At 66.3% G+C, this 23734-nt stretch carries 18 protein-coding genes; 11 read left to right on the top strand and 7 right to left on the bottom strand.

What is annotated here, in order from left to right; all coding sequences use genetic code 11:
- Positions 1–13 precede the first annotated feature (13 nt).
- On the top strand, positions 14–490 hold the full coding sequence (locus ACYCUK_RS11695) for an Lrp/AsnC ligand binding domain-containing protein (RefSeq protein ID WP_461594936.1): 477 nt from the start codon (positions 14–16) through the stop codon (positions 488–490).
- 130 nt (positions 491–620) lie between these two features.
- On the opposite strand, the gene ACYCUK_RS11690 is transcribed toward ACYCUK_RS11695, so the two are convergent.
- Together ACYCUK_RS11690 and recG are read right to left on the bottom strand one after the other, a co-directional pair.
- A complete protein-coding gene (locus ACYCUK_RS11690) occupies positions 621–1589 on the bottom strand; it encodes a hydrogen peroxide-inducible genes activator (protein WP_461594935.1) in 969 nt (322 codons plus the stop codon).
- Positions 1590–1699: 110 nt separating this feature from the next.
- Entirely contained in the window at positions 1700–3883 is a 2184-nt protein-coding gene (recG, locus tag ACYCUK_RS11685; RefSeq protein WP_461594934.1) for an ATP-dependent DNA helicase RecG, read from the bottom strand.
- A 175-nt stretch (positions 3884–4058) separates the two neighbouring features.
- On the opposite strand from recG, the gene ACYCUK_RS11680 reads away from it, so the two are divergent.
- From ACYCUK_RS11680 to ACYCUK_RS11665, 4 genes are all read left to right on the top strand, one after another.
- The gene (locus ACYCUK_RS11680) at positions 4059–4520 is read left to right on the top strand and encodes a hypothetical protein (RefSeq protein WP_461594933.1); all 462 of its coding nucleotides are present in this window, start codon (positions 4059–4061) and stop codon (positions 4518–4520) included.
- A gap of 122 nt (positions 4521–4642) precedes the next feature.
- Positions 4643–5737, top strand: coding sequence for an efflux RND transporter periplasmic adaptor subunit (locus ACYCUK_RS11675; RefSeq protein WP_461594932.1), 1095 nt, complete (start codon positions 4643–4645; stop codon positions 5735–5737).
- The gene (locus ACYCUK_RS11670) at positions 5734–8865 is read left to right on the top strand and encodes an efflux RND transporter permease subunit (protein WP_461594931.1); all 3132 of its coding nucleotides are present in this window, start codon (positions 5734–5736) and stop codon (positions 8863–8865) included. The genes ACYCUK_RS11675 and ACYCUK_RS11670 overlap by 4 nt, the downstream gene beginning before the upstream one ends.
- Positions 8865–10274 carry a TolC family protein gene (locus tag ACYCUK_RS11665; protein ID WP_461594930.1) on the top strand — a complete coding sequence of 470 codons (1410 nt, stop codon included), beginning with the start codon at positions 8865–8867 and terminating at the stop codon, positions 10272–10274. Before ACYCUK_RS11670 ends, ACYCUK_RS11665 begins: the two co-directional genes overlap by 1 nt.
- Positions 10275–10301: 27 nt before the next feature.
- Here ACYCUK_RS11665 and ACYCUK_RS11660 read toward each other — a convergent pair whose 3' ends face one another.
- Positions 10302–12704 (bottom strand): heavy metal translocating P-type ATPase, encoded by a 2403-nt coding sequence (locus ACYCUK_RS11660; protein ID WP_461594929.1) that lies wholly within the window; start codon positions 12702–12704, stop codon positions 10302–10304.
- Between the two features lie 88 nt (positions 12705–12792).
- Here ACYCUK_RS11660 and ACYCUK_RS11655 point away from each other — a divergent pair, with 88 nt between their 5' ends.
- From ACYCUK_RS11655 to ACYCUK_RS11645, 3 genes are all read left to right on the top strand, one after another.
- Entirely contained in the window at positions 12793–13245 is a 453-nt protein-coding gene (locus ACYCUK_RS11655) for a Cd(II)/Pb(II)-responsive transcriptional regulator (RefSeq protein ID WP_461594928.1), read from the top strand.
- A gap of 530 nt (positions 13246–13775) precedes the next feature.
- Positions 13776–14699, top strand: coding sequence for an ice-binding family protein (locus ACYCUK_RS11650; RefSeq protein ID WP_461594927.1), 924 nt, complete (start codon positions 13776–13778; stop codon positions 14697–14699).
- Positions 14700–14841: 142 nt separating this feature from the next.
- On the top strand, positions 14842–15987 hold the full coding sequence (locus ACYCUK_RS11645) for an OmpA family protein (RefSeq protein WP_461594926.1): 1146 nt from the start codon (positions 14842–14844) through the stop codon (positions 15985–15987).
- A gap of 191 nt (positions 15988–16178) precedes the next feature.
- Here ACYCUK_RS11645 and ACYCUK_RS11640 read toward each other — a convergent pair whose 3' ends face one another.
- Both ACYCUK_RS11640 and ACYCUK_RS11635 read right to left on the bottom strand, forming a co-directional pair.
- Positions 16179–17633, bottom strand: a complete 1455-nt coding sequence (locus ACYCUK_RS11640; RefSeq protein ID WP_461594955.1) for an ATP-binding protein — start codon at positions 17631–17633, stop codon at positions 16179–16181.
- A complete protein-coding gene (locus tag ACYCUK_RS11635) occupies positions 17633–18355 on the bottom strand; it encodes a response regulator (protein WP_461594925.1) in 723 nt (240 codons plus the stop codon). The genes ACYCUK_RS11640 and ACYCUK_RS11635 overlap by 1 nt, the downstream gene beginning before the upstream one ends.
- Positions 18356–18575: 220 nt before the next feature.
- Here ACYCUK_RS11635 and ACYCUK_RS11630 point away from each other — a divergent pair, with 220 nt between their 5' ends.
- Positions 18576–19148: a Spy/CpxP family protein refolding chaperone gene (locus ACYCUK_RS11630; protein WP_461594924.1), complete on the top strand. Its 573-nt coding sequence runs from the start codon at positions 18576–18578 to the stop codon at positions 19146–19148.
- A gap of 73 nt (positions 19149–19221) precedes the next feature.
- Here ACYCUK_RS11630 and ACYCUK_RS11625 read toward each other — a convergent pair whose 3' ends face one another.
- Positions 19222–20166, bottom strand: a complete 945-nt coding sequence (locus ACYCUK_RS11625; RefSeq protein WP_461594923.1) for an MBL fold metallo-hydrolase — start codon at positions 20164–20166, stop codon at positions 19222–19224.
- Between the two features lie 223 nt (positions 20167–20389).
- Between ACYCUK_RS11625 and ACYCUK_RS11620 the strand changes: the two genes are divergently transcribed.
- Together ACYCUK_RS11620 and ACYCUK_RS11615 are read left to right on the top strand one after the other, a co-directional pair.
- Positions 20390–21808 (top strand): coniferyl aldehyde dehydrogenase, encoded by a 1419-nt coding sequence (locus ACYCUK_RS11620; protein WP_461594922.1) that lies wholly within the window; start codon positions 20390–20392, stop codon positions 21806–21808.
- Between the two features lie 80 nt (positions 21809–21888).
- A complete protein-coding gene (locus ACYCUK_RS11615) occupies positions 21889–22338 on the top strand; it encodes a hypothetical protein (RefSeq protein ID WP_461594921.1) in 450 nt (149 codons plus the stop codon).
- A gap of 119 nt (positions 22339–22457) precedes the next feature.
- On the opposite strand, the gene ACYCUK_RS11610 is transcribed toward ACYCUK_RS11615, so the two are convergent.
- Positions 22458–23633: a transposase gene (locus ACYCUK_RS11610; RefSeq protein WP_461594920.1), complete on the bottom strand. Its 1176-nt coding sequence runs from the start codon at positions 23631–23633 to the stop codon at positions 22458–22460.
- Positions 23634–23734: the final 101 nt, after the last annotated feature.

Genomic DNA, 23734 nt, shown 5'->3' with positions numbered 1-23734 from the left:
CGGAGGCTCGACCATGAAAGACCCCGCAAACGCCCTCGACCGTGTCGATCGGCGCATCCTGGCCTTGCTGCAAGGCGATGGCCGCATGTCGAATCTGGCGCTGGCCCAGGCCGTGCACCTTTCGCCCACGGCCGTGCTGGAACGCGTGCGCCGCCTGGTGCGCGAGAAGTTCATCCTCGGCTACGAGGCCAGGCTCAACCCCCAAAGACTGAGCGCGGCATTGCTGGTGTTCATCGAAGTCGTGCTCGACCGCACCACGCCCGATGTGTTCGAGCAGTTCAAGACCGCCGTGCAGGCGCGCCCGGAAATCATGGAATGCCATATGGTTGCCGGTGGCTTCGACTACCTGCTGAAAACCCGCGTGGCCGACATGCCGGCCTACCGCGAATTTCTCGGCAGCGTGCTGCTGAGCCTGCCCGGCGTGCGCGAAACCCACACCTACGCGGTGATGGAAGAAGTGAAGAACTCCCAGGCCCTGCAGGTGGAGTGAAGCGGCCGCGGTTCACTTTGGCTTCCCGGTTTCGACGCGGCTTTGACGCGACTTCGACACCGCTTCGGCACCGCAACAACACAAAAGGCGCCCGAGAGCGCCTTTTGTGTTGTTGCGCGGCGCTTCGCGCTCAGGCCGCCTGGGCTGCCGCTTGCGTCTGGTGCAGCTTGACCACGCCGGGCAGGTCGCAGTCGAGCACGGCGCGGCGCAGTGCCTCGATCGCTTCCAGCCGCGTGAAGCTCTTGCGCCACACCAGCACCACGCGGCGCGTGGGCACCGGCTCGCAAAACGGCACATAGCAAATCTGCCCCGGCCCTTCGGGCGGCGCCTTGCCGGGCTCGAACGGCACCGACAGCTTGGGCAGGATGGTGATGCCCATGCCCGAGGCCACCATGTGCTTGATGGTTTCCAGCGACGAGCCCTCGAACGTCTTGCGGATGCCCTCCGAAGCCGGCGAGAAGCGCGCGAACTCGGGGCACACCTCCAGCACATGGTCGCGGAAGCAATGGCCCGTGCCCAGCAGCAGCATGGTTTCTTCCTTGATGGCTTCGCTGCTCACCGGCTTGCCATGCGCCAGGCGGTGACCGTGCGGCACGGCGACGAGAAAGGGCTCGTCGTAGAGCGGCGCAATCGCCAGGCCATGCTCGGGGAAGGGCTCGGCCAGGATGGCGACGTCCAGCTCGCCGTTGCGCAGCATGTCCAGCAGCTTCACTGTCAGTTGCTCCTGCAGCAGCAGGGGCATTTGCGGCGTGTCGCGGATGATGCGCCTGACCAGCGGCGGCAGCAGATAAGGCGCCACGGTGTAGATCACGCCCAGGCGCAAGGGACCTGCCAGCGGATCTTTGCCGCGCTTGGCGATTTCCTTGATCGCCGCCGACTGCTCCAGCACGCGCTGCGCCTGCTCGATGATTTCGCTGCCGATCGGGGTGATGCTGACCTCGGTGCCGCCGCGCTCGAAGATTTTCATGTCGAGCTCGTCTTCCAGTTTCTTGATCGCCACCGACAGCGTGGGCTGGCTGACGAAACAGGCCTCGGCGGCACGGCCGAAATGGCGCTCGCGGGCGACGGCGACGATGTAGCGAAGTTCAGTGAGTGTCATAGCTTCGATTGAAGCAGATTATCAAAGGCATGGTTCGGCGCTATGGATGGCCGGGGTTGATCCTCGGCACTCACCGGCCCCAATGGTTGGGTCCTGCGCGAACCCAACCCTCACGCCGCCAGCCAGTCCAGCCGCCCGCCCAGCCAGCGCTGCAAGTGCTGCTGCGCCGCTGGCGGATCGTGGCGCAGCAGCCAGATGGCGGCGTCGCGCGCGGCTTCGAGCAGTTCGGTGTCGGTCCGCAGGTCGGCATGGCGCAGCGCCGGCAGGCCGCTCTGGCGCTGGCCGAGCAACTCGCCCGGGCCGCGCAGTTCCAGGTCTTTTTGCGCCAGCACGAAACCATCGCCGCTGTCGCGCAGCGCCTGCAGCCGGGCGCGCGCCATCTCCGACAAGGGCGCGCTGAACAGCAGCAGGCATTCCGAGGCCTCGGCGCCCCGCCCCACCCGGCCGCGCAACTGGTGCAGCTGCGACAGGCCGAAGCGCTCGGCATGTTCGATCACCATCAGCGTGGCGGCGGGCACGTCCACCCCCACCTCGATGACGGTGGTGGCCACCAGCAGGCGCAGGCGTGCGCTGGCGAAATCGGCCATCACCAGGGCTTTCTGCGCGGCTGGCATGCGGCCGTGCAGCAGGCCGACGCGGGTGTCCGCACCTTCGCCCGTGGCACCCACCCCAGCCAGCGCCGCCTGCAACTCGGCGTAAGTGGCTTCGGCGTTGCGCAGGTCGAGCACCTCGCTTTCCTCCACCAGCGGGCAGACCCAGTACACCTGCCGGCCGGCGGCCACCAGCTCGCACACGCGGGCGATCACCGCGTCGCGCCGGGCGTCGCTGAACACGCGGGTCTGCACCGGGCTGCGGCCGGGCGGCAGATGAGCGATGGTGGAGACGTCGAGATCGCCGAACACCGCCATCGCCAGGGTGCGGGGAATGGGGGTGGCGCTCATCATCAGCAGATGCGGCTCGCGCACGGGCTGGCCGGTGTTGGCGGCGTCCGACACCTCCGTACCCTGCGCCCCCTTGGCGCGCAGGCTCAGGCGCTGGGCGACGCCGAAGCGGTGCTGCTCGTCGACGATGGCCAGGCCGAGGCGGGCAAAACGCACCTTGTCCTGAATCACGGCATGCGTGCCCACCACCAGTTGCGCCGCCGCGCTGGCGGCAGCGGCCAGCGCGGCGGCGCGCTCGCGCCTGGTCTGCGCGCCGCTGAGCCAGGCCACATGCACGCCCAGCGGCGCCAGCCAGTCGGCCAGCTTGCGCAGGTGCTGGCTGGCGAGGATGTCGGTGGGCGCCATCAGCGCGCATTGAAAACCGGCGTCGATGGCCTGCGTCGCCGCCAGCGCCGCCACCACCGTCTTGCCGCTGCCCACATCACCCTGCAGCAGGCGGTGCATGGGCTGTTCGCGCCCCAGGTCGGCGGCGATCCCAGCCACGCAAGACTGCTGGTCCGGCGTGAGGGTGAAGGGCAGAATGTCCAGCAGCCGCCGGGTGAGGCTTTGCCCGCCGGCCTGCGCCGCCATGGGCCAGGCACGCAGGGTGGCGCGCTTGGCCCGCGCCTGTTGCTGCGCGAGTTGCTGGGCCAGCAGTTCGTCGAATTTCACCCGCTGCCACGCCAGGTGGCTGCGGTCTTCCAGCGCCGCCAGCGACACCTCGGGGGTGGGCGCGTGCAGCATATCCAGGGTGCTGGCGATGTCGGGCAGATGCCGCTGCGCCAGCAAGGCCGCCGGCAGCCATTCGCGCACGTCGAGCCGGGCGCGCGCGCTGGCAATGGCCTTGCGCAGCCACGCCTGGCTGATGCCGGCCGCCGCCGGGTAGACGGGAGTCAGGCGGTCGGGCATGGGCTCGTCGGGGCGGGCCACGTGGCAGGTGGGGTGCACCATCTCCATGCCGAACAGCCCGGCGCGCGGCTCGCCGCGAATGCGCAGCAGTTGGCCCGTCGCGTACTGCCGCGGCCAGTTGGCGTAGAAGTGGAAAAAGCGCAGCTCGAGTTGGCCGCTGGCGTCTTCCACCTGCACCCGCAACTGCTTGCGAGCGCCGCCCGCGACTTCAGCCAGCACCACCCGCGCCTGCACCACGGCAGCATGCCCTTCGCGCAGCGCGGCGATGGCGGTGAGGCGGGTTTCGTCGATGTAGTGCAGCGGCAGGTGCAGGGCGTAGTCCCAGTCGCTGCGCAATCCCAGGCGCTCGCCGGGCGAGGTGGGTTTGGGTTTGGGCCGAGATGCTGGCGAGGCGCTTGGCGCAGCCTCGGCAGCCCCCGCCATTGTGGCGGCGGCGGCTGCTGGGCGGCGCGGGCGGGAAGGCATCGGCCCATTGTAGGAAGGGGCTGTTTTGGGGTTTGTCGGCCTTCGGCTGGGCTGGGCTGTACTTGGTTGGGCTGGCCAACTGGCCACAGGCGCGCCGGGCGCCAGCGGCAAATCCCCGAACCTGCACAATTGCTGTCTTTTTGTTAGATTTCGTTGCACTTCGCTCCAGCCCACCATGAACGCCCGCGCCATCATCCACAGCATCCGCCTGGTCGCCGTGACCATGCTGGTCCTGCTGTTGACGCTGGCGCCGTTCGTGCATGGGCATCTGGGGCAACCCGTGCAACGGGGCTGGCACATCCATGCCGGGCCGCTGCAAGTCGGCAGCAGCAGTGCTCCGCTGGCCGCCCCCGGCGCGCAGCGGGCCGGCAGCGGCCTGTTTGCGCACGAGCCGCCGGAGGTCGGAGTCTTTGTCGGCCCGAACGCGATGCGCGTCTTGCGCATCGCCTCGGCGCACATACCGGCTCCCGCGCCTCAACCCTGGTTGCACGCCGGCCCGGCGCATGCCCTGGTTTTGGCCCGGCAAACGGCCGCCGAACGTGTCGGCCACGCCGACCCGCGGCCCACGACGCCCGCCTCACGCGGCGCAGCCGGCCTGCCGCCTCCGGGCCACGCGCCCCCTCTCCTTCTGGCCTGACGCCTACGCGCGGCTACCGCCGCGTAACGCATGACAACAGGCGTGAAACACAGGTGAAACCTGTGGACGCCAACGTTGCGCCATCCAGCCATTGAAGGAGCCCGGCACCGCCGGGATGACAAATGTCTCACATCGTCTTTTCGCGCACGCCGCTTGCAGGCTCCCTGTCCGCTGCCCTGTTGGGCCTTGCGCTCACTGCCTTGCCCGCCACGGCCACCGCAGCATCTCCCGGCGTCATCGCCATCTCCGCCGACCAGCAAACCGCGCTGGGCGTGCGCCTGGCGCTGGTGCAGGCCGCCACCGCCGCGCAGATCGATCTGCCCGCCCGCGTGACGGTGCCGCTGTCGCAGCAGGCCGTGGTGGCCGCGCCCGCCGCCGGGCTGGTCACCCGCCTGCTGGTGAACCCTGGCGACGCGGTGAAAAGCGGCCAGCCGCTGGCCGAACTCAGCAGCCCGCAAATCGCCCAGCTGCAGCGCGAGTGCAGCGACGCGCAAAGCCGCCTCGACCTGGCGCAGCGCCAGTTGCAGCGCGACACCGCGCTGGTGAACGAAGGCATCGTGCCCAGCGCCCGGCTGGACGCCGCCCGCGCCCAGAACCGCGAGGCGCAAGCCATGCTGGCCGAACGCGATCTGGCGCTCAAGCTGGCCGCGGGAGGCGCCGGGCTGAATGGCGTGGCTGTGCTGCGCGCGCCCATCGCCGGGGTCGTCACCGAAACCACCGCCCTGCCGGGGCAGCGGGTGGACATGGCCGCGCCGCTGTTCCGCATCGCGCAGCAGGGGCAGTTGTGGCTGGAGATCGACGCCAGCCCGCAGCAGGCCGCAGCGCTGCAGGTTGGCGCAGCGGTGACCGTGCCGGAGTTGCAGGCGCAAGGCGTGGTGCAGGCCAAATCCACCGCGTTGAATGCAGGGCAGAGCGTGCTGCTGCGGGTGCGCGTCACCCAGCCCGGCGGCTTGCAGGCCGGCGCCGTGGTGCTGGCGCGCCTGAGCCTGCCGGCGCGAGCCGGAGTGTGGCGCGTGCCGCCCGCAGCGGTGACGCAGATCAACGGGCGTGACGCGGTGCTCGTGATGGTGAAAGATGGTTTCCGCATCGTGCCCGTCACCGTTGCCGGACGCTTGAATGACGCAGTGATGGTCAGCGGCGCTCTCAAGGCGGGCGACAAGGTCGCGGCCGCCAGCGTGGTGGCGATCAAGGCGGCTGCGGGCGAGGTGGCGCCATGAACCTCATGTCATTGACGCATGGCGCGCTGCGCCAGCGCCTGCTGACCATCGGTGCCATGCTGGCGCTGGTGGTGGGCGGCATTTTCGCCTGGCGCGCGCTGCCCATCGACGCCTTTCCCGATGTGTCGTCGCCCCAGGTGAAGATCATCATGAAGGCGCCGGGCATGACCCCGGAAGAAGTGGAGACGCGCATCGTCCTGCCCATCGAGCAGGAGGTGCTGGGCATCGCCAACAAGCGCATCGTGCGCTCGGTGTCCAAATACGGCATTGCCGACATCACGGTGGACTTCGAGGAAGGCACCGATGTGTATTGGGCGCGGCAGCAGGTGGGCGAGGCGCTGGCCAGTGTGCGCGGCGAGTTGCCCGCATCGGCGCAAGGCGGGCTGGCACCGATCACCACGCCCTTGTCGGATCTGTTCATGTTCACCATCGCAGGCGATGCGACGCTGGAGCAAAAGCGCAGCGCGCTGCAATGGCTCATCCGCCCTGTGCTGCGCACCGTGCCCGGCGTGGCCGACGTCAACATGCTCGGCGGCGATGTGCGCGTGTTCGAGGTTCGTCCCGACCCGGCGCGGCTCTCAGCCTGGGGCTTGTCGCTCAACCAGTTGCGCACGGCCCTGCAAACCAACAACAGCAACGACGGCGCGGGCCGCCTGGACGAGGGCGAAGAAACGCGCATCGTGCGGGTGCAAGGCGCCTTCGCCAATGCCGACGACATTCGCAACACCGTGATTGCCAACGCGCGCGGCACCCCGGTGCGGGTGAGCGACGTGGCACAGGTCAGCGTGGACAGCAGCACGCGCTACGGCATCGTCACCGCCGATGGCAAGGGCGAAGCGGTGGAAGGCATCGTGCTCGGCCTGCGCGGCGCCAATGCGCAGCAGGTGATTCACGGCGTGAAAGAACGCCTCGCCGAATTGGAGCCGCGCTTGCCGCGAGGCATGAAAATCCAGGTGTTCTACGACCGCAGCCAGTTGGTCGAGCGCGCCGTGGGCACGGTACTCGAAGCGTTGGGCGAGGCCGTGGCGCTGGTGGTGGTGATGCTGCTGCTGTTTCTCGGCAACTGGCGCGCGGCGCTGGTGGTGGCCATCACGCTGCCGCTGTCGGCGCTGGCCACGTTCATCCTCATGCGCTGGGCCGGTTTGAGCGCCAACCTGATGAGCCTGGGCGGGCTGGCGATTGCCCTGGGCATGCTGGTCGACGCCGCCGTGGTGGTGGTGGAAAACCTGGTCAACCACATGAGCCACGACCCGGAACACGCTCCTGACCGCAACCCCGGCGCCGCGACCACCGACCGCCTGGGACGCATCATGCGCGGGGTGTCGGAAGTGTCCGGGCCGGTGCTGGCGGGCGTGGCCATCATCGCCATCGTGTTCCTGCCCCTGCTCACCCTCGAAGGGCTGGAGGGCAAGCTGTTTCGCCCGGTGGCGCTGACCATCGTGTTCGCGCTGGGCGCGTCGCTGCTCATCGCCCTGACCATCGTTCCGGTGATGGCCTCGCTGCTGCTCAAGACCATGCCGCACAGCGACCCCTGGCTGGTGCGCAAGCTCTCGGCCGGGTACAAGCGCGTGCTGAACTGGAGCTTCGCCCACAGCCGCATCGTGGTCGCGGTGTCGCTGCTGTCGCTGGTCGCCGCGGGATGGGCTTACACCCGCGTGGGCAAAACCTTCATGCCGACGCTCGACGAGGGCAATGTGATCTTGCAGTTGCAAAAACTGCCTTCGGTCAGCCTGGGTGCAACCGCCGCGCTCGACCTGCGGGTGCAGCAGGCGCTGCTGAAAGCGGTGCCCGAGATCAAGTCCATCGTCGCCCGCAGCGGCTCGGACGACCTCGGTCTCGACCCGATGGGGCTGAACGAGACGGATACTTTCCTGGTCCTGAAGCCCGCATCGGAATGGCGCGGCGGCAAGGACCAGGTGATCGCAGCGATGCGCAAGGTGCTGGAGCGTTTCCCCGGCGTGGACTTCGGCTTCACCCAGCCCATCGAGATGCGCGTGTCGGAAATGCTCACCGGCAGCCGTGGCGATCTGGTGGTGAAAATCTTCGGCCCCGACATCGCCCAGCTCGGCGACTTGTCGCAGCAAGTCGCGCAGGTGCTCAAAGCCGTTCCCGGCGCGCAGGAAGTGCTGGCGGCGCGGCCCGAGGGCGTGCAATACCTCACGGTGCAGGTCGATCGCCTCGCCGCGGGCCGCGCCGGCTTCGATGTGGACAGCCTGCAGCAAGACTTGCGCGCCCTGGTCGAAGGCCAGCCGCAAGGCATGGTGCTCGAAGGGGTGCGCCGCACGCCCCTGCTGCTGCGCGGCGGGGCCGATTTGCGCAGCAATCCGCAAGCCTTCTCGCATGTGATGATCACCGCGCCGAGCGGCACCGCCTACCCGCTGTCGCAACTCGCGCGGCTCAAGCCGACGCAGGGCCCGGTGCTGGTGGCGCACGAGGACGGCAGCCGCTTCGCCGCGGTGCAGGCCAATGTGAGCGGGCGCGACCTGGTGAGCTATGTCGCCGACGCCAAGCAGGCCGTGGCCACCAAGGTGAAGCTGCCCGAGGGCGTGCGCCTGCAGTGGGGCGGCCAGTTCGAGAACCAGCAACGCGCCGCCGCCCGCCTGGGGCTGGTGGTGCCGGTGGCGCTGGCGCTCATCTTCGTGCTGCTGATGACCACCTTCGGCTCGGTGCGGCAATCGGTGCTGGTGTTCGCCAACATTCCGTTCGCGCTGGTGGGCGGGGTGCTCGCGCTGTGGGCCAGCGGGCAGTACATGTCGGTGCCCGCCTCGGTCGGCTTCATCGCCCTGCTGGGCATTGCGGTGCTCAACGGCGTGGTGCTGGTCAGCCATTTCAACGAGCTGCTGCAGCGCGGCCTGCCGCTGCTGCAGGCGGTGCGCGAAGGCTCCATGCGCCGCCTGCGGCCGGTGATGATGACCGCCACCATCACCGCGCTCAGCCTCATCCCCCTGCTGTCGGCCACCGGGCCGGGCTCGGAAATCCAGAAACCCCTGGCCATCGTCGTGGTCGGCGGACTGCTGAGTTCCACCGCCCTGACCCTGGTGCTGCTGCCCTTGCTGTTCGCCCGCTTCGGTCTGCCGCGCAAAGAACGCGAGGCCGAAGCCGCAGCCAACCCGACGGAGAACGTCTGATGCATTTCACCTCGCAACCCTTCGCCCTGCGCGCCCTGGTGGCCGCGCTGGCGCTGCTGTTCACCACGTCCGTCCCGGCGCTGGCCGGTACGCCACAGCCTGGCTCCGGGCCGGCCAAGCCGTCGGCGCAAGCACCCCAGTCGGCCATCGCGCAGGACATGCTGCCGCAGTTGAGCGCCCTGCCGCGCCCCACACTGCCGCCATTCGCCCAGCTTGACCGGCTGCTGGCCGACACGCCCCTGCTGCACGTGGCGCAGGCCATGCAGCAGGCCGCCCTGCAAAACGGCCAGGTGCTGCGCTCCGGCACACAGGAGTTCACCGGCCAGGCGCAGGTGCAGCAGCGCCGCATCGACGCCCCGCCGGACAACGGCAACTACGCCGAATGGCAGTTGCTGCTCAACCGTCAGATCCGCCTGCCCTCGCAGGCGCAGGCCGACAACCGCCTGGCGGACGCCTTGACCACATCGGCCAACGCCGGCTTGATCGGTGCGCGGCAACAGCTGTTGACCGATGTGCTCGCCGCCTGGTTCGCCGCGCAGCGCGCCCAGGCCGAGGCGGCACTGGCGCAGCAGAACCTCGGCTTGATGCAGGGGCAGGTGCAGGCCTTGCAGCGCCGCAAGGCGCTGGGCGACGCCAGCATGCTCGAACTGGAGCAGATGCAGGCCGAGGAAGCGCGCGCGCAGTCCGCACTGTTGCTGGCGCAAGGGCTGGCGTCGAGCAGCCGCGCCGCGCTGGAGGCGCGCTATCCCGCGCTCGCGGGCGACACCACCCTGAGCGGGCAGGCGGGGAGCACGGCGCAGCTCGCCCTGCCCGATCAGCCGGCCGACGCCCTGCGCGCCCTCGTGGAACAAAACAGCGCCACCCTCGCGCGCGACCGCGCCGCGCTGCAACAGGCGCAGGCAAAGGCTGGGCAGGCCACGGCAGCGCGCACCCCGCAGCCAACGGTGGGGGCCTACGTTGGCTCCGATCGCGGCGGTCGCGAGCGCATCATCGGCCTGCAGTTTGCCATGCCCTTCGGCGGCCCGGCGCGGGTGTCGACCGAGCGCGCCGCACTGGCTGAAGTGGAGGCCGCGCAATGGCGCTTGCGCGACGCCCAAGCGCTGGCGCTGGCCGAATTCCAGCGGCTCTGGGCGACCTCCCAATCGCAGGCTGCGGGTGCGAAGGCGATGGATCGGGCCGCGCAGGTGCAGACCCAGGCCAGTGCCCGCATGCTGCGCGCCTACCAGTTGGGCGAAGCCGGCATCTCCGACTGGCTGCTGGCCCGCCGCAGCGCGCTCGACGCGGTGCGGCAGGCGCTGCAATCACGCTTCGACGCCGCCCAGTCGGCAGCGCTGCTCAAGCTGCAGGCCGGGCTGCTGTTCGATGCATCGTCAAGCGCAGCAGTGATGCCGGCGGCAAACCCAGACTGAGCCCGATTGACGTGTTCTCCATGTGGATCAGCCGGTCAAGACCTCTGCGCCACCACGAGGTGAGGTGGACACAATCGCGACGCCAGGCGTTTGGCGCAGCGACGTCTCGCGCAGCAATCGCATGCCGTTGAACACCACCAGCAGGCTGGCCCCGGCATCGGCGAACACGGCCATCCACAAGGTCGCCACGCCGCTCAGGGCCAAGGCGAAGAACACCGCCTTGATGCCCAGCGCCAGGGCGATGTTCTGCTTGAGGATCATGGCCGTGCGCCGGCTCAAGCGGATGAAGTCGGCGATCTTGCGCGGGTCGTCGTCCATGATGGCGACATCGGCGGTCTCCAGCGCGGTGGCGGTGCCGGCCGCCCCCATGGCGAAGCCGATGTTCGCGCGGGCCAGCGCCGGCGCATCGTTCACGCCGTCGCCGACCATGCCGACCGAACCGTAGCGCGCATGCAGTTCGGCAACGGCGGCCTGCTTGTCCTGCGGCAGCAGATTGCCGCGCGCATCGGCGATGCCGAGCTGGGCGGCAATGGCCCGTGCCGTGGCCGGGTTGTCGCCAGTCAGCATGACCGGTTCGACACCCAGCCCCTTGAGGGCCGCAACGGCCTGTGCACTCTCCGGCCTGAGGGTGTCGGCGACGCCAAACACGGCCACGGGGCCGGCCGCGCCGCACAGAACGATGGCGGTTTTGCCGGCATTTTCCAGCACGGCAAGCCGCGCCTCCAGTGCCACCGAACACACCCCGATCTCTTTGACCAGACGGTGATTGCCCAGATGCCAGAGCTGGCCGGTGACGCTGCCTTTGACGCCACGCCCGTGGAGCACGCCGAAACCCTCGACGGGCAGCACTGCGGCACCCGGCTGCTGCGCCCGCCAACCGGCAACCAGCGCCTGGGCGACCGGATGCGTGCTGTGGTCATCGAGGCTGGCGGCGATCCGCAAGGCTTGCGCGATCGGCAGGTCGCCAAGCGGGATGGCGTCGGTCAGCGCGGGCTTGCCGCGGGTCAGCGTGCCGGTCTTGTCGAGCGCCACGGCTTTGAGCAGACGACCGCCTTCGAGATAAGCCCCGCCCTTGATCAGGATGCCATGCCTGGCCGCCGCCGCAAGACCGCTGACCACCGTCACCGGGGTGGAAACCACCAAGGCGCAGGGGCAGGCGATGACCAGCATGACCAGGGCCTCATACAGCCAGGAGTTCCAGCCTCCACCGCTCAGCAGCGGGCCGAGAATGGCCACGGCGATGGCGAAGACCGCCACCGCAGGGGTGTAGTAGCGCGCGAATTGATCGACGAAACGCTGGGTCGGCGCGCGCTGGGACTGCGCGCTCTGGATGGCCAGGGCGATGCGGGCCAAGGTGCTGTCACCGGCCGAGGCCGAGACGGTGGCTTCCACCACGCCATCGGCAACGATGCTGCCGGCATACAGCAGGTCGCCCGCCTGTTTGTCCACGGGCAGGCTTTCGCCGGTGATCGGCGCCTGGTCCAGCGCCGCGCGGCCGGACGCGACGCGTGCGTCCAGCGGCACCCGCGCACCGGTGCGCACCCGGATGCGGCTGCCGACGGCCACCTCGGCCACCGGCTTGGTCTGCCAGGCCTCGCCGGCCTTGACCTCGGCGGTTTCCGGCGCGATGGCCGTGAGCGACTTGATCGCGTTGCGGGCACGCTCCAGCGACAGCGCCTCGATCGCTTCGGCCACGGCGAACAGGAACACCACCATGGCCGCTTCCGGCCACTTGCCGAGCGCCACGGCCCCGGCCACGGCGATGGACATCAGGAAGTCGATGTTGAGGGTCAGGTTTTTGAGTGCGATCCAGCCCTTTTTGAGGGTGGGCAGGCCGGCGCTGACGATGGACACGGCGGCAAGCGCCATCACCATCCATGAGGTCTCCCGCCCGCTCGACCAGGCGATGATCTCGGCCGCGACCGCGGCGATGCCAGCAACTGCGAGCAGGCCTTTTTGCCGCGGGCTCAGGGCCGGGGGAAGCACGGAAGGCGGCGCATTGGCTTCTAGCAACTTGGGTGCCATGTCCAGCTTGCCCAGCGCCACGGCAATCTCCTGCGGCTGGTCCAAACGGTGATAGGCCGTGAGTTCCCGCTGCATGAGATTGAAGTCGAGCTGCACAACCCCGGGCATGGCCTCCAGCTTGTTGCGGATCAGGCGCTCCTCGGTGGGGCAGTCCATCTTGTCGATACGGTAGCGAACCCGGCTCGTCCCGTCGGGTGCCGGATTGGTTTTGCACGCCCCCGTCGCGCAGTCGGTCTGCGTCGCCGGGGCGCAGCAGGGATCGGCTGCCGAGTGTGCATGGGCATGGGCTTCAGGGCCGTGGTGGTGACGATGATCGTGCGCATGATCGTGGTCACAGACGGGTCCATGGTTTTGCGCCTGGACAGGCAGGCGTAACGCTGTGCTGGTGGGGTCGTGCTGGCTCATGATGGCGGATCTCGGTGAACAGTGCCATCATTGAACAGTCTGTACCTGCTACAGGGTCAAGTGCCTTTGAACGATAGGGGAATGCATCATGCGAATCGGGGAATTGGCGCAGCGCGGCCGCTGCGACGTGGAGACGGTGCGGTTTTACGAGCGCGAAGGCTTGCTGGACGCGCCCGCCCGCGAGGGCAACGGCTATCGCAACTACACCAGTGGCCACCTGGCGCAGCTCAACTTCATTCGCCACTGCCGCTCGCTGAGCATGGGATTGCCAGACGTGCGCGTGTTGCGCAGCTTTCAGGAGCATCCTGAATCGGCTTGCGACGCCATCAACCAGTTGATCGACGAGCAGATCGCCCGCATTCACCATCAGCTCGAATCGCTGCGCCTGCTGGAGCAGCAGTTGCACGCACTACGCGAGACCTGCCACGCCAACCAGACGGCGAGCGCATGCGGCATCCTGCAGAACCTGCAGCACGCTGCGGCTGGCGAGCCCTGCGAATGCCATGCGGAACCCGTTTCAGAGGCTGTCCGACAGGCGTAAACCACAACACCATGGGCCTCGCCTCGACGCCACCGATTGTGGCGACATGAGCTTTTCATCGGCTCCACCCAGTGGCGCCAAGACCGCCAAAGACCAGGTCCAGGTTTGCGGCCGGCAAAATCCCCCGCCGATGTCACGACGGCGAGCTGCCTGACCAGTCCGTGCGGATTTTTCGCAGTGGGCCGCTGTGGGACAAATCCGACTGTCCACTGACAGCCGGGAATCACTCGCATTGCGCCTTGCTCGCCCACTTGCTCGCCCATATTGCGCGCAGCAACGCATCTCGGCGTCACAAAACTCACGCAAATCAGGCTTGATCCAGCTCATCGTGCGGCCATTCAACACGATTGCCTATTGTTTCAAAAATGCCACAGACAAGGCGCTCAACGCGGCTTGGATGATTGTGATCTGACGATATCCGCTATGTGTTCTACCGAACAGACAGATTATTTTTTTGCCAAATAGAATTAAGATGTGACCGAAAATAATGAATATTTTCTGATTTCAATAAACACATTAGGTGGACAGCGATGATTAAAACTTATTTTAATTTCAATTTCGCCGGGTGGCTTTTCGTTGTGATATTCGCAACGCTGCTCTCCGGTTGTGGCGGAGGCGGGGGGAAAGATCCCATTTTAGGTGCGTCTGTTCAACCTGCCGCGAGTGGCGGCGCTGGTGCTCCAGGGGCAACCACACCAACGAACACGACTACCCCGACAAATACGACCCCTCCAACCACTTCAGCAAGCATACTTGGAACCGCTGCAGCTTTCGGTGCATTTGGCGGTGGGGCTGGAGTCACGAATCAGGGAATTAATACCATCGTTGCTGGCAATCTCGGCACAACGGCCGCATGCACCCTGATTACTGGTTTCCACGATAGCACGGGTACCGTCTATACCGAAACACCCCTGAATATAGGGCAGGTCACGGGAACCATTGATTGCGGCCCCCCGGCACCAGGAACGACGCAAACCCTTGCGATCGCGACCCAAGCACAATCGGATGCACGCACGGCCTATAACTATCTGCAATCCCTGGCGCCAGGCCCTAGCCCTGGAGCTGGTGAACTTGGTAATTTGACTTTAGCGCCCGGTGATTACACCGCTGCGGGTGGAACATTCTCGATTACCGCGGGTAATTTGACGCTCGACGGTCAAGGCAATAATAATGCCGTATGGGTTTTCCAGATGGCCAGCAGTTTGACGGTTGGATCCCCGACATTTGCCCCCAAGATCCTGTTGATCAACAATGCACAGGCGAAAAATGTTTTTTGGGCAGTCGGCAGCGCGGCCACGATTGCGACCGGAAGTGCCATGGCCGGGACCATCATTTCAAACTCGGGCATCACATTTTCGACAGCCGGCACGGCGATCCAGACAAGTTTGATCGGCAGGGCCTTGAGTTTGGTTGCATCCGTGACCATGGTTAACACCACCATCACGCTTCCTTGATGAGCATGACGACCATTTTCGAAACTCGTTCGAATCTCTGTCAATTTGCCATCAAATGCTGCCGCCCCATAGGGCATGCAGCATTTGATAAGCAGAAATAAAGCTCCGCATCAATCATTCTTGGGGAATTAAAATGAGACTTATGAGAGTTACAGCATTGACTGGTTTGTTATGCCTCGAAGGCCTTGCGTTTCAGGTTGTTCACGCGGATGGACTTCCAAACCTGTATGGAATCGGAGGCATTGGTCACTCCAGGGCATCGATCGATGACCCGCGCATTATTTCAGGCCTTAAAGCGTCAGGCTTCGGGGTTAATGGAATCAACAATAGCCAAGGGGATACGGCATACAATTTATTCCTGGGCTATCGCTTTAACCACTATTTCGCACTAGAAGGCGGTTATTTTAATCTTGGTGAATTTGGCTACAACGCCAGCACAAATCCCGCGGGAACACTATCTGGAAATGCCAAGTTTTCAGGGCTGGCTCTTGATGCCGTCGGGCTTTGGCCAATCACTCCGCGCATGACTCTTCTCGGCTTCATTGGCGGCCAGTACACGAGAACGCAAGACAGCTTTTCGAGCACAGGCGGCGTTCACACCATACCGACTGCCAATAACAATGGCGGAGGTTACAATTTCGGCTTGGGCGCTCAATATAAAATCAATGATTGGGTTTCTTTGCGCGCCGACGCAAAGCGTTACCGTGTGAACGATGCGGTTGGAAATCTTGGTGATATTGATGTTTATTCGGTCAGCCTCGTTTTTCCTTTTGGTCGCGAGTCACAACCGCAGCCGCCTGAACCAAAACCAGTTGTCATGACTCCAGAGCCAGTTGCCAGCACACCAGCGCCGACACCAATCATGGCAGCCCCAGTCGTGGTGGCGCCTGCGCCGAAACCGACTCGCGTTACGTTTCTGGCTGATTCATTTTTCGGCTTCGATCAATCCAAGCTTATGCCCGAAGGCAAAGAGCAACTTGATCAATTCGCACAAAAACTGAAAGGGGCACAATATTCAGATATTTCCGTAACCGGCTATTCTGACAGAATTGGTGCGCACCATTATAATATGCTGCTGTCAAAGCGTCGCGCCGAAGCCGTCAAGAAATATCTCGTGGATGTTGACGGCATAGACGCAGCGAAAATAACTGCAATGGGCAAGGATGGAGAAGATCCAGCAACAAAACCCGATCAGTGCGTGGGCAATAAAATTACCAAGCAATTAATCGCCTGCCTACAGCCGGATCGTCGCGTCGTCGTTGAGGTTACGGGATTGCAAAATCCATAAGCCACTTCGGACCTCTTAACGCCATGGGTCCGCCTAAGAGCCCAGCGGCTCCAAGGCGCGTCTGGTTTTGAGCCCTGGAGCCCACGAGGGCTCTTTTCCATGGCGCAGACTCGAGCCTGATGGTCAGGCTCACGCTCGGCCGGGCGCCGGGAACTCGATCAACCGACCTGCGGACAGGACGCCATCGCGGTTCATGGAAGGCCGGGTTTGCGCGGCAGATGCAACGTGGCCTCCAGGCCGCCATCCGGGTGGTTGCGCAAGGTCACATCGCCACCGGCCGCGCGCGCGATGTTGCGGGCGATGCCGAGCCCCAGGCCGGTGCCGCCGGTCTCGCGGCTGCGTGATGCTTCCAGCCGGTAGAACGGCTCGAACACTTTGTCGAGTTCGTCTGGCGCGATGCCAGGCCCCTGGTCCCGGATGCGAAGGGTGAGGGCCGCGGGGCTGTCTTCGACGATGATGCGCGCCTGCCTGCCGTAGAGGATGGCGTTGTCGATCAGGTTGGAGAGGCAGCGTTTGAGCCGCTCGGGGTCGCCGACGTAGGGGGCCAGCGCCTGGCCTTCGATGGCCACCTCGCGGTGCATGTCCTGGTTGTCCGCCTGCAGGCTTTCGAGCAGCGCCGTGATGTCGATCGGCCGCGCCACTTGCGGCGGCTCAAACCCGCGCATGAAATCCAGCGTGTGCGTCACCATCAGCTCCATCTCGCGCAAATCCTTGTCGAAGCGCTGGCGCAAGTCGGCGTCTTCCAGCAGTTCGGTGCGCAGGCGCATGCGGGTGATGGGCGTTTTCAGGTCGTGCGACATGGCGGCGAAAATGCGGGTGCGGTCCTGAATGAAACGCACCAGGCTGGACTGCATGATGTTGAACGCATGCGCGGCGCGCCTCACCTCGGTCGGCCCGGTCTCGGGCAGCGGCGGCCGGTTGATGTCCTTGCCCAGGGCATCGGCGGCGGATGCCAGGACCGCCAGCGGCCGGGTCATCCAGCGCACCGCCGCATACGACAGGACGAGCACCGTCAGCAGCAGCACCAGCAGGGTCAGCAGCAGTCGCCACGGCGTGCTGGCCGGGCCTTGCGGCAGCTGGGTGTCGAAAGCGACCCAACTGCCGTCGCGCAGTTGCACCTGGGTCAGGAACATCAAGCCCGATGACATGGAGGGTCTCATGGCCTGCATATCCGGCATGCCCGGCATGGCTGCCGACATGGCCGCTGCCATGCCCGCATGTTCGCCCATCATGCCCTGGCGGCCGGACTCGAGCCCGGATGGCCTGGCGCCCGGCGCGACCTGCCGGACGGAAACCCGCAGCGGCCGCGCATCGCCCAGCGCGGCATGCAGCGCGGCCGAGAACATGGCGGCATGGGGGTTGTCCAGCGCCGCGGCACTCGGCGCCCGCGGCGCTGCCTCCAGCTTCACCACCTGCGGCGGCACGCTGAGAATGGTGACGATGCGCTGCCGCTCGGCCGGGCCGAGGGAATCGAGCAGCTTGACGATGTCGGCGATGCGCTGCGCCGACTGCATGCCGCTGCTGCGCAACAGCAGGCGATCGCGCTCGGCGAAATTGATCGAGGCGCTCAGGATCTGGGCAAGCACCAGGCCGCTGAACAGGATCAGCATCATCCGCCCGAACAGCGACGCCGGCAGCAGGCGCATCAAGCCGTTCCCTCGACCGGGGCCGACAAGACGTAGCCGGTGCCGCGCACGGTCTTGATCAGGGCGGGGTCGCGCGGGTCGTCGCCCAGGCGCTGGCGCAAGCGGCTGACCTGCACGTCGATGCTGCGATCGAGCGGGTCGGCCTCACGGCCCTGCGTCAGATCGACCAACTGGTCGCGGTTGAGCACCCGGTTCGGGTGGCTCAGAAAAACCCGCAGCAGCCGGTACTCGGCGCCGCTCAGCGCGACCACCACGCCGGTGGGCGAAACCAGGTGGCGATGGGCGGTGTCGAGGGTCCAGCCGGCGAAGCGCACCTGGCGCACCTCTTCCGGCTGAAGATTGCTCGGCAGGCTGCGGGCGCGGCGCAGGATGACCTTGATGCGCGCCAGCAACTCGCGCGCGCTGAAGGGTTTGGGCAGATAGTCGTCGGCGCCCATTTCCAGGCCGACGATGCGATCGGTTTCCTCGCCGCGCGCCGTCAGCATCAGGATGGGAATGTCCGACTTGGCACGCAGCTTGCGGCACAGGGTCAGGCCGTCGTCGCCGGGCAGCATCAGGTCGAGCACGATCAGGTCGACGCCGGAGGCCAGCAGCGCGCGCTCCATCGCTTTTCCCTCGCCAACAGCCGTCACGCGCAAGCCGTTCTTCTGCAGATAGGCGCTCAGCAGGCGGCGAATCTCGGCGTCGTCATCGACGATCAGGATGTGGTCGGAGGTTTCCATGCGCCGATTTTGGCCGGCTGGCCGGGTGCTCAGGAAAAAACAATGTAACGCAGCATGTCAACGTCAGGATTGCGCGCAGTGCGATACAAAAAAGCGCTTTGTTGACATGGCGCGCTTACATGCCGAGGCTGAAATGGGAACCGTTGCGAAGGACTTCCTTCCATCTGGCCCGGCGGGATCATCCCTTGAGCCATTCACTAATTCAGACAGGAGCAGCACCATGAAACGCAGTCAGAAAGTCATTGTCGGCATCACCGCCGTCTTGTCCGCCGCCGCCATCGGTACGGCCTTTGCGCAATCCGGCGGCATGGGCTCATATCGCATGTCGGACGCCGCCACCGGCATGGAGCCGGGGTCCATGATGGGTGGAGGCATGATGGGCGGGGGCATGATGAGCGAGGGCATCATGGGTCAGCGCGGCATGGCCGAAGGCATGATGCATGGGGGTGATACCGCGGCGATGGTGGACAGCCATCTGGCCGACACCAAGGCCGCGCTGAACATCACCGCCGCGCAGGAACCCGCCTGGCAAGCCTTCGCCACCCAGGCCAAGCAGCAAGCCGAGGCCATGCAAACCATGCGCGGCAAGCTGCGGGACGCGAACGCAACCGCCCCCGATCGCATGCAGGCGCGCACGCAGTTGTTGCAGCAACGCCTGACCGGCATGGAGGCCATGACCAAGGCCTTCAAGCATCTCTACGCCGTGCTGAGCCCCGAGCAAAGGGCCATCGCCAACCAGCGCCTGGGCATGATGGGCGAACAGCGGATGGGATTTGCCGGCCATGCCGAGTGAGCCGGGTTCAAGGCACCAGCGGCACCCGCTGGATCAGCGACACCAGCGCATCGGATGCTGATGCGCTGGTGATTCAGGCCGGATCGGCGTTGCACACCAGGTGATCGCGGCGGCTTGCGGCACTGGCCAGAAACAGCGCGTCCAGGGTTTCGGAAAACAGCGCGTCCAGGGTCAGGTTCGGCCAGAAGTGGCGTGCCGCGCGCGCCACAAGCTCGGCATCGCAAAACCAGGCGCGCAAGTCATCGCGGGCCACGCCTTCGGGCTGTTGCAGCAACTGGAACTTGAGCAGCACGCGCAGGCCGTGGCGGGCATGGCGCTCGGGGCTGGCCTCGAAGACGCCGAGGCGCGAGCGCGCACGCGCCAATGCTGCGGCCACGTCGGTGAAAACGGCGCCATGGCCGGGGATGACGGCGGCGGGAGCGAGGGCCGCGATGGCGTCCAGCGTGCTGCGCGTTGCCGCGAAGCCGCTCTCGCCCACCATCTCGGGAAAGACCACGCCGAAGCCGTGCTCCCACAGCGCGTCACCGCTGATGAGCAGGCGCGCATCGTGCTGGAACAACATCAGCGCATGCGGGTCGTGGCCGGGCGCGGCATGCACCCGCCAAGGCATGCCGCCCAACTGCAGCAGGTCGCCCGCCGCCATGCCGGCAGCCGCGCTGAAGCCGGCAGCCTGCTGGCCGGTGGAGCGAAAGGAGAGCGCGTCTTCGTCCCAGTTGTTCACCGCCCGCAGTTCGCCAGCCGGCACGGTGACGGCGCAGTGCGCGGCGCCGCCGAACGCCAACTGCAACGCGGCATTGCCACCGCAGTGGTCGGAATGCAGATGGGTGTTGACGATGCGCGCGAGCTGCCGCCCGCCCAGCGCATGCCGCACCAATGCCACGGTCTGCGCCGCGTGCAGCACATAGCCGGTGTCCACCACGCTGGCGGTACGTGCGTCGTCGAGGAACACGATGTTGTTGGCCGACAGCCAGCCGCGTTCGAGCAGCCGCATGGAATGCGGCAGGAGAGGTGTGGCCATGGAACCCCTGGAAGGCGTGGAAGTGGGGGGTGGGGGTGGGGGAGACGTCGGCAGAGAAAGCGTGTGCAGGGGTTGGCTCGGCATGGTGGAGGCAATGTCAATGCTGCTGGTTGCGGCTGGCGCTCGTGCTGCGGCCCGGTGCTGCAAACTTGCCGCAAACACGGGGTGGCGGCTGGTTTCGAGCAGATTTAGCATAAGGCGGATCGCAACCGGAGGAAGCAGCATGGACAGACCCCCTTTGTTCTCCTCGGACTTGCGCGCCGCCTACGAGCACTTGCACGCGGCCAGCCGCGCAGACCCCTATCCCGACTGGTCGGCGCGGCGCGACCGCCTCAAGCGGCTGGCCGCCCTGATCCAGGACCACGAGGCCTTGCTGTGCGACGCCATCTCCGACGACTTCGGCCACCGCGCCATCGCCGAGACGCAGGTGCTGGACATCATGCCTTCGCTCGAAGCCATCCGCCATGCGCTGCGCCACGGTGCGGGCTGGATGCGTCCACGCCGCGCGTCCACCTCCATCTGGTTCTGGCCGGCTCGCGCGCAGGTGCTGCCGCAACCGCTCGGCCTGGTGGGCATCATCGTGCCGTGGAACTACCCGCTCTACCTGGCCGTGGGTCCGCTGGCCTCGGCCTTCGCCGCCGGCAACCGGGCCATGGTCAAGCTCTCCGAATTCAGCCCGGCCTTCGGCGTCCAGTTCTCGCGCCTGGTGCGCGCGGCGTTCGACCCCGCCGAGCTGGCCATCTTCACCGGCGGTGCCGACGAGGCCGCGGCCTTCAGCGCCCTGCCCTTCGACCACCTGCTGTTCACCGGTTCCACCGCAGTCGGCCGTCGCGTCATGGCCGCTGCCAGCGCCAACCTGGTGCCGGTGACGCTGGAGCTGGGCGGCAAGTCGCCCGCGGTGCTGACGCCCGGATGCAACCTCGCCCTGGCCGCCGAGCGCATCGTCTACGGCAAACTGGTGAACGCCGGGCAAACCTGCGTTGCGCCCGACTATGTGCTGGTGCCACGCGCCGAGCTGGACGCCTTCGTCGCCGCCTGCGAACAGGCGGCACGCCGCCTCTACCCCGCAGGCCTCGACAGCCCGGACTACTGCAGCATCGTCGACCTGCGCCACTACAGCCGGCTCACCAGCCTGCTGGCGCAAGCGCGCGCCGCCGGGGTCAAGCTGCATGCGCTGTTCGACGGCGCGCAGCGCATGGACTTGCGGCATCGCCTCGCGCCCACGCTGTTCATCGACCCGCCGCTCGACATCGCGCTGATGCAGGAGGAGATCTTCGGCCCCTGGCTGCCGGTGTTGCCCTACGACACGGTGGAACAGGCCATCGCCCATGTCAACGCCGGCCCACGCCCGCTGGCGCTCTACTGGTTCGACCGCGACAAGCGCCGCATCGCCCGCGCCCTGCGCACCACCCATGCCGGCGGCGTGACGGTGAACGATGTGCTCATGCACGTGGCGCAGGACGATCTGCCCTTCGGCGGCGTCGGCCCCTCCGGCATGGGTCATTACCACGGCCGCTGGGGCTTCGACACCCTCAGCAAGCTCAAGCCCGTGCTGCGCCAGCCGCGCCTGGCCGGCACCGCGCTGATCCGCCCGCCGTATGGCAAAACCTTCACGCGCCTGATGGCGCTGATGAAGCGCTGACCCGTGGCCGATGAACTGGCCGATGCGGCACGCTTGAATTCCGGCGCAGACTCAACACAACTCCGCATGAACCTCCATCCATGACCGCCCGCTGGCCGCGTTATCTCCTGCTTGCGCAGCTCGCCGCGCTGCTGGTTCTGGGTGGGGTGTTGGCTTGGTTCGGCCACCCCGGGCTTGCGCTGCTGCTGGTCCCGCTCGGCCTGCCCGCCGGCTACCTGCCGCACACCGGCCTGCATGTCCTGGCAGGCCGGTGTGCCCGCCACGAGGCGCCAGCTTGCCCCGCCACGGCCCTCTGGCGTGCCTGGCTGGTGGAGACAGGCTTGCAAATGCGCGCCTTCATCTGGCTGCAGCCCTGGCATGAACAGGCTTGGCCCGACTGGCTGGGCGCGGCCCTTCGTTTCCTTGAGTCGCGCTCAATTTCGGTTATGCAGCTCGCTATTTCTTCTGTAGTGATCATCAAGTTCTCGCGATTGAAGTGGGCTAACGAAGCTGTGCAAAAACCCCAAGTCCAGCCGCTGGCTGGCGCATGAGCGTGGTCGTTCGGATGTCCATGGACTCGAGCCTTCCTGATCTCGTTTTCGGTTGATCTTCCCGTCTGATCGGGCCTGTGGTGCCCATTCTGGCACCGAGCCGGCCCTGCCCATGCACGCTATTTCTTCAGATCGTACCCGGCCAGCTTCTCGATGTTGTGCACCAGGCAGTACAGCCGCCACTGTGTGCCCACCTTCTTGCTGCCACGCAGCGTGAACCGGTTCAACCTCTTGTTGTGCCGGATGTTGCCAAACACCGGCTCCACGGTCCCGATGCGCTGGCTGTAGCGCCTGCGGCCTTCTGGGCTGTCGATGCGTTGCTTCATCGCCTGGAGCACTTCGTTGGGGCTGGTCTGGTTCTTCTTGAAGATCGCCACTTGGCGCACCGCCGTACGCTGCGGGTGACGCAGGCAGCTTTGTCGATGTTCACACGGCCCACAGCCGCTCTTGCTGCCGGTGTACTTGTGGCAGCCTCGCCCGTTGATCGTGCAGCCGCTGCCGTTGCTGTAGAGCTTCTGGGCCGCCGGGCAGATGCAGTGACTGGCGTCTTCGGCCACGCGGAAGTCTTGCGCGCGGTACAGCCGGATCGTTCCCTCTTTGCCCTGTCCTTGCCCCGTGGGTTTCTTCTGGTACAGCGGATCGGGCTTGGCCTTGTGTTTGCCCTGCCCTTCCAAGCGCGCGTCGCGCTGTCGCATCTGGTTGTCTGCGATCAGTGCCTCAATGCCTTGCTCAGCCAGGGCCTGCAGGTTCTCGCTGCTGTGGTCGCCGGCATCGGCCGTGATCAGCGTGTCCTGGTTTCTCACCGCTTCGCTGGCCTGGACCATGGGCAGCAGCGTGGCCTGCTCCGAGCCTGAGCCGATGACCTCGGCAGCCACGATGATCTGGTGCTCGCTGTCCACCGCTGCCTGCGCCGCGTAGCCCTGGATCACGCCTTTGCCAGTGGCCATCTTGGCGCTGTCGGGGGCGGTGACGTTGGTCTTGAGCTCCTGGCCTTTGCGGTTGAGGCGCGGGGCGCTGCGGGCGATGAAGTCGCGCGTGGCTTGCGCTTCTTGGCGCAGCGCGTTGATGCGGCTCTGGCGTTGTCCGTCCAGGCCCGACTCATCCCCGCCGACGTCTAGCCGTTGGTGCGCTTGGATGATCTTGCGGGCAGCCTTGTCCAGCCGCTCGGCCCGGTGCAGCAGTTCGCCATGGGTGCCGCTGCGTTCCTTGCTGGCGTTGGCCGGCAGCTTGACGCCATCAATGGCGAACATCTGCCGCCCGATCAGGCCCCCCGAGTTCGACATATTTTTGCGCAAGTCATTGATTTGCCGATGTTCAGGCGATCGAAATTGGCACTACGAGGCGATGTCGAAGGGCTCTTTGGTGGGGACGTCGAGTTGAAGTTGGTCGAACAAGG

The sequence above is a fragment of the Thiomonas sp. genome, from assembly GCF_054608695.1.
Note: the sequence above shows the minus strand (reverse complement) of the source record. Positions and strands in the feature narration are given on the sequence as shown.